The following is a 3769-nucleotide window of genomic DNA, read 5'->3' on the forward strand; positions in this document are numbered from 1 at the left end:
GATATCCCGATCCACTGCGGTCTGGGTGGTGTATCGCCCGTCCCAAGCTGTGAGTAGATCTGGGTGGTGATCAATCTCCTGGTTTAAGGGCTTTTCATCGAAACTGCGGAGATGAGAGAAGACGAAGCGCTGAATGTCTTCGTGGCTAAAGCTAGATTGACGTTCGGAGAGATGGCCGATAGCAGCATCAAGCAATTCTCTGGGGGTTTCTTGGTTTTTAGGGGGGATCGGGTGATTGGCTGGGGTGATGCCCGTGAAGCCGACTGCTGCCATCTCTCGACCCCATCGCTCCTGCTTCTGTTCTAGGCTTTCCGTGATGTTTTTAGCGATTCGAGTTTCAAAGACGGCTTTCTGTCGATTTTCAGGGGTGTTGCTCCAGCCTTTCTCTTTGAGATAGTCTTCGATTTCAGTGGAGCGTTTACTAAACGCTTCGATTTGCTCATCCGTGACACCTGCTAAATCAAACCCCGTATCTGTTTCTCGGATTTCATAGCCGAGTGCTTGGACTTTGAGGGCTAGCTTCTGGTGGTAGAGGTCACCGAGAACGCCACTTTTACGGAGGGGTTCGTACCACAAGGCCCGATACTCTCCATCTGCGCATAGGGTGCCATTGAACAGCACGACATGGGTATGCACATGCGGGTCACCTGCTCTGGATTCATGATGATGCACCAGAGTAGCAGCGATGTTGCCCGTCTTGATGGCTTGTCGCTCTCCATTGGCTTGGACTCGCGCCCCAGCATATCGGTTCTCAACTATTGCCATCACTTCTTTAATGGCTTCCACATGAGCTTTCCAGAGCCGCTTATCTCCGCTGGGACCGTGGATCGCCATGCTCAAGGATTTGCCTGGCACCTTAAAGGTGAGGTCATAGGCCAAGCGCTCTTTGCCTTTGCCCAGGACTGCTCCTCTCATCCGTCCACCCTTGGGGAGGTCACCATAGAACATCTTTGTGAATAGCTCGGCGGAGTAAGGCTGATCTGGTGCCATACTGCCAAACCATTCTGATTCCGTCATTTCTTGGACTTCTTCATCCTGGCTGTAGTAGCTCTCCTCTTTGGTGTAGTAGCGGGCACCGTTCTTGATGTTGGAATTGATGGTGGTGATGTCTAGCATTGCTTAGCTCACAAAAGTGTTGGCTCACAGTTGGAGGATAGGCAGATTGTTATATGAGGTCCAAATTAGGTAATTTCCTTAAGTGGGCAACAGAATATGTATTCTCTGACAAATTGCCTTACGGTTATGCTGTTCAATAATAGAAATTTGTCTGGCTGAAAGTTGATGATTTGCTGTCTCAACCCAGATTGTGAGAAGCCTCTGAATCAAGACGATCATAAATACTGTGAGTCTTGTGGAACTAGACTGATTCCACTACTGAGGAATCGCTTTAAGGTTATAAAGCCATTAGGGCAAGGGGGTTTTGGTAAAACATACTTAGCAGAGGATATTGATAAGCTCAATGGCCTCTGTGTGATTAAACAATTGTTCTACCAAGGCCAGAGCATTAATGCCAATCAAAAGATACTAGAGCTGTTTATGCGAGAAGCAAAGCAGTTGGATCGACTTAAAGCAAATGAACAAATACCTGACCTACTAGCCTATTTTGAGGAAGGGGGCTATCTTTATCTGGCCCAAGAATATATAGAAGGTGAGGATCTACTGAATGAGTTGCACAGGGAAGGGCCATTCAATGAAGAGAAGATCCAAGAATTTTTCTTAGATTTATTACCTGTATTGAAGTTCATTCATGATAAAGGATTGATCCATCGAGATTTGAAGCCAGAAAACATCATGCGGCGCAAGAAGGATGGCCGTCTTATTTTGATAGATTTTGGAGTCGCGAGACAAATCTCGATGAGTCAGCTAACCGTAATAGGAACAATCGTTGGTTCCCATGGCTATTCTTCGATAGAACAGCTTACTGAAGGTAAGGTAACAGCGTCTAGCGATTTATATAGTATCGGTGCGACAGCTTTTCATTTATTGACAGGGCAATTTCCGGGTGATTTGTTTCACATGCAGGGTTATGAATGGGTAAGTCATTGGCATGATTATCTGTCTAATACGATTGATCCTGATTTAATTGCTGTTATCAGCAAATTACTACAAATTAAGGCAGTTGATCGATATCAAGCAGCATCAAGCGTGTTGGCGGACTTGAATCCTCAAACCAAAGTAAGACAACAAGCTTCAACTGTTCCAGTTCAATCTCAACCACAGGCACCGTCAATTAAAACACAGTCGCCAACCCCTCAACCGATATCTCAGGTAACTCCAAGACCATTCTCTTTGGCAACACACAAGTTTGACTTTGAGATAGTTAGTGTAGATGAGTACGGAAGAATCATCAATCGCAGTAAAAAACAAGCCCAGTTCTTTAAGGAAGATTTAGGCAATGGTGTCACTTTAGATATGGTTGCAATTCCAGGCGGAACATTTATAATGGGCTCCCATAATTGTGAATCAGAAAGATTAGAAACCGAAGGACCACAACACGAAGTTACCGTACCAGCATTTTATGTGGGTAAGTATCCGATTACCCAAGCACAATGGAAGGCAGTCATGGGACCAAATCCTTCTCACTTCAAAGGAGCCAATCGACCTGTGGAGAGTGTATCTTGGGGTGACGCAATTGATTTTTGTGAGAAGTTATCCAAGAAAAGTGGTAAACACTATCGTTTGCCAAGTGAAGCAGAATGGGAGTATATCTGTCGAGCGGGAACAATCACAACCTATTATTACGGAGAAACCATTTCCACGGATTTGGCAAATTATCGAGGTACTGATAGAGGTTTTTTTACCGTAGAACCAGGAAATTATGGATCTGGCCCTAAGGGAGAATATCGAGAACAGACCACAGAAGTTGGCAGCTTTTCTCCCAATGCCTTTGGCCTATATGACATGCATGGAAATGTCTGGGAATGGTGTCAAGACACTTGGCATGAAAATTATGAAGGTGCCCCCACAGATGGGAGTGCTTGGATAAATGAGAATGATGGTGATTCTCGTCGAGTACAACGCGGTGGCTCCTGGGACGACGTTCCGAGGTACTGTCGCTCTGCCACCCGCAACAGGCTCAATCCCAGCTTCCGCTTCAATAGCGACTTCGGGTTTCGGGTGGCTTTGGTTGCGTCGAGCACTCTTCTGTAGCCCTTTACCCTTCTTGCCCTCTATCGCCACCTTTATTTTTAAATACAGGAATAATATTAATAACCCTATGCCTGCTGTTCTATTCTGACGAATAAGTTTGCCTAGAGGAAACTCACATGTCAGAACTATCAGGTGGGAATCTGGTGGGTGTGCCCAAGAAGAGTCCAGATCTGCTCCGGTGATGTGAGTAACATCCGAAAAAGCCGAGGTCAGGTATCTTTGTAAGCCCTGCTGAAGAGTTGCCTGATCTTATCCAAAATTTGCTGAGATAAAACTACCAGCTAGAGGATAGGCAGAACGTCACGCAAGTGCAAAATCTTTACGGCAAAGTCAACAAAATAATTCTTGTAGTGCAAAAGTTTCAAGCAAACTACAGTTTTGTGGTGTAAAAGTTTCAAACGTACTACAGAACTGTAGTGAATAATGCTGCAAACGTGCTACAAAAAACTGAGGGTAGAAATCCCACCTCAAATAGATCCAAACCCAGGTAATGGCGAATAGCCATATCCGGGTGGCTCCTCCCCAAAAACACCCTCCAGCAACTCCTCGACTCCCCTCCCCGTCTTGCTTTCAGCGGTCGTTGACCAGCTCCACTGTAATCGACTGTAATCGACTGTAA

2 protein-coding genes are annotated in these 3769 nt (G+C 45.6%); one reads left to right on the forward strand and one right to left on the reverse strand.

Annotation, left to right across the window (positions count from 1 at the left end):
• Positions 1 to 1116, reverse strand: a 1116-nt coding sequence (gene mobF / locus Q0986_RS15005; protein WP_299411747.1) for a MobF family relaxase, incomplete at its 3' end; no start/stop codon positions are given.
• 165 nt (positions 1117 to 1281) lie between these two features.
• Here mobF and Q0986_RS15010 point away from each other — a divergent pair.
• On the forward strand, positions 1282 to 3150 hold the full coding sequence (locus tag Q0986_RS15010) for a bifunctional serine/threonine-protein kinase/formylglycine-generating enzyme family protein (protein ID WP_299411750.1): 1869 nt from the start codon (positions 1282 to 1284) through the stop codon (positions 3148 to 3150).
• The last annotated feature ends 619 nt before the right edge of the window (positions 3151 to 3769 follow it).

It is taken from the genome of Acaryochloris sp. IP29b_bin.148 (assembly GCF_028285565.1).
GTDB lineage: Bacteria > Cyanobacteriota > Cyanobacteriia > Thermosynechococcales > Thermosynechococcaceae > Acaryochloris.

What these genes read in the sequence shown, in the direction of transcription:
- Q0986_RS15010 (WP_299411750.1), top strand. Translation starts at nt 1,282, where the DNA reads ATGATTTGCTGTCTCAACCCAGATTGTGAGAAGCCTCTGAATCAAGAC.